We start from the raw sequence: 6041 nt of genomic DNA on the forward strand, positions 1-6041 counted from the left end.
AGAAATGAACAAGATATTACAGTATACAATAGTACTAGGTGCAATGATTATTGGTACCGAAGTATATTCACAGCAAGATCCACAATACACACAATATATGTTTAATACGATGAGTGTGAATCCGGCTTATGTAGGATCAAAAGGTCATAGTGTTATTAATTTATTAGCCCGTACACAATGGATAGGAGTCGATGGAGCCCCCGACACCCAAACTTTAAGTTATGACACACCCTTAGGATATAGCGGAGTTGGGTTAGGGATTAATCTAGTGAACGATGTGATAGGACCTTCTACAGAAACCTATTTGGATGCCAATGTATCTTATACGGTACGAACAAGTGAAGAAGGTAGTTTAGCTTTTGGAATGAAACTAGGAGGTCGGTTTTTCAATGTAGATTGGAGTAAAGGTATTTACAGAGATAAGGAAGACAATCAGTTATCCCAACCCATTAACAAGTTTTTACCTACCATAGGAGCAGGAGTTTATTATTATAAGTCGAATTGGTATTTAGGGTTGGCAGTTCCTAATGTTTTAAGAACAGATCATTATGACGATTCAAGTAGTGGTGGAAGTGTTGCTACTGAACGTATGCATTATTTTTTAATAGCAGGGTATGTGTTTGATTTGAACGAGCGTGTGAAGTTTAAACCAGCGGTACTGACCAAGATTGTAAGTGGAGCCCCCTTATCGTTGGATGTTTCGGCAAATTTTTTATTTCACGAGAAGTTTCGAGCAGGACTAGCATGGAGATGGGATGATTCAATAAGTGGATTAATAGGGTTTCAAGTGAGTAGATCACTTCAAATTGGCTATGCCTATGATTTGACAACATCAAATTATAGCAATTATAATTCAGGAACACATGAATTGATGTTGCGATATGAGGTTTTTAAAGGGCATACAATGAAGTCACCAAGGTTTTTTTAAAAGTATAAAATATAAGATATGAAACGAATAATATTAATAGTACTACTATTATTTACTGTAATAGGTTACGGACAGCGCAGGTATGCAGCAGATCGCTATTTTAAGGAATATGCTTATAAGAAGTCGGCAGAATTATATCAACAACTTTACGATAAGGGAGATACCTCTTATTTAGTTTTGAGTAGATTGGCAGATTCATATTATCACACGATATCTTTTAAAAACGCGGAAGAATATTACAAGGAATTGATGAAGCAACATGAGGGGGTCTCTTCTCCAGAACATCTATTCAGGTATGCGCAGGTTTTAAAGAGTAATGGAAAAATAAAAGATTCAGATGATTGGATGCTAAAGCTAAAGGCGGTAAAAGGAGATGATAGTCGTGTTGCAGATTTGGAGCATAATAAAGATTATTTTATATCCTATACCAATAGGCCAAAGACCTATATTCATATTCATAATGTATCGATTAATACGCAATACTCTGATTTTGGGGGCTTTTTACACGGCGAGTATTTCTACTTTTGGTCAACGCGCCCCGACGCAGAAAATAAGAAGTTGTATAAATGGAACAATCAGCCATACTTGAATATTTATAAATCAAAACAGCAGGAGTTAGAAGAAAATAAAGTATTAGATGTAGATGCGGCAGAAAAAATCGTGTCGTTAAGTAGCAAGTACCATGAATCTAATGCCGTTATTACCAAAGATGGCAATACCATATATTTTACCAGAGACAACTATAACAATGATAAAGAGAAATTAGTAGGAGATACAAAGAACATATCTAACTTAAAGATTTATAAGGCAAAAAGAACGTATAACGATAGTTGGGATAATGTAGAGGAGCTACCTTTTAATGATGATGGGTATTCTACCGGTCACCCAGCCTTAAGTTCCGATGGGAATACATTATATTTTGTGTCGGATAGACCTGGAGGGTCTGGAGGAACAGATTTATACAAGGTTTCCATTTTACCAGATGGTAGTTTTGGTGAACCAGAGAATTTAGGTAATAGTATCAATACAGAAGGAAGAGAAATGTTTCCTTTTATAGGGTCTGATAACCGATTGTATTTTTCTTCAGATGGTCATTTAGGTTTAGGTGCTTTGGATGTATTCGAAGCTAAACTAGAAGGTAACAATTATATGGACCCTCAGAATGTAGGTTCCCCTGTAAATGGCCCCTTAGATGATTTTGGGTTTGTAATTAATGAAGAACGAACAGCGGGTTATTTTTCATCAAATCGAGAAGGGGGAGCAGGCGATGATGATATTTATAGTTTTAGAATTTATACCTGTAAAGAAACGATTAAGGGAGTGATCTCAGATTCAAAAACAGGGTTACCTATAGAGAAAGTGGTTGTACGTTTATTAAATGATAAGGGAGAATCGGTATCAGAACGGGTAACAAAAAGTGATGGAGCTTATAGTTTTGAAGCCTTAGATTGCGATCATAATTTTGTGTTAGTAGCCTCGAAGGATGATTATAAAGGAGTGCATAAAGAGCAAATAACACTAGATATAAACAAGAAAACACGAAAGACAGATATCGCTTTAGAATCATTGATAGAAGAAGACCAGATTGTGATCAATCCCATTTATTTTGATTTTGATTTGTATACTATTCGTGAAGATGCAGAGTATGAATTAGAACATATAGTGAGTGTTATGCAGAACCATCCAGATATGGTCATCATGATAGAATCTCATACTGATAGTAGAGGGGTAAAAGAGTATAACGAAATGTTATCAATTAAAAGGGCTAGAGCTACACGCGATTATCTGGTAATGCGAGGAATAGCTGTAGGGAGAATTGCGAATGCCGTAGGATATGGAGAAGAAAAATTACTGAATGATTGTGGAGACGATAATCAACGAAAATGTACAGAAAAGGAACACCAATTAAACAGGCGATCGTATTTTTACATCGTAAGTGGTGGGAAGAAAGTCAAATCTAGTAATGAATAGTTATAACGGTTGAATGTGACGTTCAGAAATAGTATGATAGCATAAATATTGACCAAGATTGTTTTATATCACTGTTGAGGTAATCTCTAATACAACCTACGTTAATTTACCGACCATAATTGTTTATAGTAAATGTCGATCTATGAGATAAAATACAATTTAAAAGAAAAAACAGTGTATAATAAAAGCCAAGGTTAATGACTCCTTGACTTAAAAATTCAAACAATTTATACCAACGAGAACAAAGTTGATGTACAATATAAACCAAACCTAGTAATTTGTATTGATCTATAGCATCAATTTGATCTGAATCGCTATAGCTATGATTTAAAGAGAACAAAATTAAAAACGGGCACCTTCATAAAAATGTGAGTTTTTAGATTCTATATCCAAAATTTGAATTCATTGTGAATGATATAAACTCTTCTTATAAGTTTCGATCTTTATTTTACTAAGAGTTTTGGGGTCTTAAAAATTCAAAATTGTAATTTCACTCCTTTGCTAAAAAACCTTACGTTTTAAATGTTCTATAGTATTGACATTATCTTGCCTAAAACAAAGAGTTGGACTACCTAATAAATTTGGTATAATTTTCTAAGCTACATTTTAAAGTTAATTATGTTAATTTCTCGTTCTCTTTTAGCAGGATTTTTGCGCCCTATTGCTGAATGTATTCTTTTATAGTTGTATACATACTCTTGAATAATTTTAAAGACTTGTCAAGATGTTTTAAAGCGATATCTATGAGTACATTCATATGTAAGTGTTTTAAAAAGCTCTCTGCAATACCATTATTCCAACAATTTTATTTTCGACTCATACTCTGAGAGATTTTGTTGTTTTTATTTAGTACTAAATTCATTTTCTGAGAAGCGTATTGAACTACTCTATCTGAATGAATATATGATCAGATGTTTTTTCTAGCTTTTATCCATGCCTTATAAACAGCCTTCTCTGTGGTCATGTCCTCACTAAGACTCCAAGCAGCTATTTTTCTATCAGCCAAATCAATAATAGTTGTTAGGTAACTCCAGTTATTAGCTGTTTTGAAATACGTGATATCAGATACCCATTTTTGACCTAATTTAAAGCTTTCAAGATTTCTGTTTAATAGACTTTTATTACTGGTTGTAAATGATTTGAATAAGTAGTAACTACTCTAAAATTTTCTTAATAGTACACTTTTTAAATTAATTTGTTTCATTAAAAAAGCTAGGTAAGATCTACTGTAAAATAATCCTTCCTTCTCCAATGATCCAATGATTTTTGTATTATTACAGAGCCTATACTTGCCGATTTTTATCAAATAATATTTTGATAGATTGTTTCAGATACATGTTGATTTATTTTGATCATCAATATTTTTATTTCGTAACCAAGTGTAATAGGAGTTACTACTAACGCACATACATTTACACCTCTTCTCAACAGAAAAATGCTTTTTATACTCAAGTATGAATTGATGTTTTACTTGTCTTCCACGGAGAGGATACTTGCGGCTTTTTTTAAGATATCTTTTTCTTCCTGTGTACCTTTTAACTTTATTTTTAAAGTTTTGATTTCTTGTTCTAAAGATAAGGTTGATGCATCTTTAAAGGCGCCAGTATCATTGGCAAATTCACGACACCAACGCCTAACTATATTATCGTTTAATACGATTTACAGATACATATTTCTTATAGAGGTATTGAATTATTTTAAGTTAGTTTAAGGCATAAAACTTTAGCATAGCCAAGCTATGGTTAAGTTATATAACGCAAAAATAGCTACAAAAGAAATAAATAGATATGCGAAATATTTATTTGTAAATCGTATAAGTTGTACTCGGTACATACTTCTTTTATCTTTTTTCTGAATTAAATAGCTATAAAATCGTTGTTTTAAATTCGTTATCAAATGTTCGTCTTCCCATATTTTTCAAATCTAACCAAATGGGCTTGATTATTCATACCAACAAAACTAGACATTTCATTTTGTAATAGATTTCCTATTGCATAATTCGGGTTTAATTAGGTATTGCTATACGAACCGATTTGGTCAATTCAATAAATTTAATTTACCACTTGTGATCTTAAATTAGGGTATAAAAAAGAATGATTGTTTTCTTTATAAGCATTATTGAAATCAAGAATAGTTTTAATCAATGCGTTCTTTTTTTAATAACCTGATTTCGATTTATCTTACACTCACCGTTAATTTTATTTTCTTAGACTAGGGATGGTTTTGAAGGACTATTTAAAATTCAAAAAACCATAATAGCGCATAAGAAAAAACAAAATTAATGGAACAAAGCCTGACAAACAACAGTCTTTACTCGAATAAGTCTTAAATTAAATATCACATCCTACGTGTTTTTAAATCAAATATCACTATTCCTAAGGCTTCTGTGGAAGTGAGATAAATCGAACTTAGGTTAACAAGGTAAAGAGCAAAAAAAAGGCGCTTTATTACAATGATTTCTAGTCATTAAAGGAGTTAATTATTCTTTTTTTTACTCTATGGAAAAGTCTCTTAATGTGTTCTTCGTAATTCACAAGTAAGAAGTTAAGCCCTCTTGTATATCTCCTGATGTAGTGCCTTTGTTATTTTTAAATCCTTTTTTTAGTGTTTTCTAGGTGTTTTGATCTATGAGATACATCTAGAAAACTAGCTGTTTTTAACCAAATTAAAAGAGTGAAAACTACTTGTGTTTTGTGGTTGTATAAAGCTTGAATAATAGTTGATTTATGGTGTTTTAATTATTTGATATTCTGATATTTAAAATGTGTATTTCACCTTTTTTTTGTAGTTGATGAAATTATGTCTTTCGTTTAAGAAATAGTAAAATAGATGTAAATATGAATTCTCTTAGTCATTCAATACAGTGCTTTCACCCCATTAAAGATGTCATCGGAATAATAAAACAGAAGATAGGTAAAGCGAACACTAGTTTAGGTTCTCATACCCTCCAATAATCGGATGCCTACAGGCATATCTCTGACATTTATTCACGTAGTTCGAGATAATATATCCTTTTAAAACTTTAAAGAATAATTAGATAAAAGTAGAATTCATGATAAAATTCACGTACCACCGAACGAAGTATATTTATTTCCCAAAGTTTATAATTGTCCTTATTATAATTTTTTCTTTCAACCAACTT

Annotated in this window: 2 protein-coding genes and 1 pseudogene; 2 read left to right on the plus strand and 1 reads right to left on the minus strand. The window is 31.9% G+C overall.

The features are described 5' to 3' along the window. Positions 1-4: 4 nt before the first annotated feature. Both AC2TDS_RS13850 and AC2TDS_RS13855 read left to right on the plus strand, forming a co-directional pair. Positions 5-928: a PorP/SprF family type IX secretion system membrane protein gene (locus AC2TDS_RS13850; protein WP_484736171.1), complete on the plus strand. Its 924-nt coding sequence runs from the start codon at positions 5-7 to the stop codon at positions 926-928. Positions 929-946: 18 nt separating this feature from the next. Continuing rightward, entirely contained in the window at positions 947-2899 is a 1953-nt protein-coding gene (locus AC2TDS_RS13855; protein WP_484736172.1) for an OmpA family protein, read from the plus strand. A 907-nt stretch (positions 2900-3806) separates the two neighbouring features. Here AC2TDS_RS13855 and AC2TDS_RS13860 read toward each other — a convergent pair. Continuing rightward, positions 3807-3968, minus strand: a pseudogene (locus AC2TDS_RS13860) (IS3-like element ISPto4 family transposase); the annotation flags it as partial. Positions 3969-6041 lie beyond the last annotated feature (2073 nt).

The organism is Tenacibaculum profundicola (assembly GCF_057220795.1).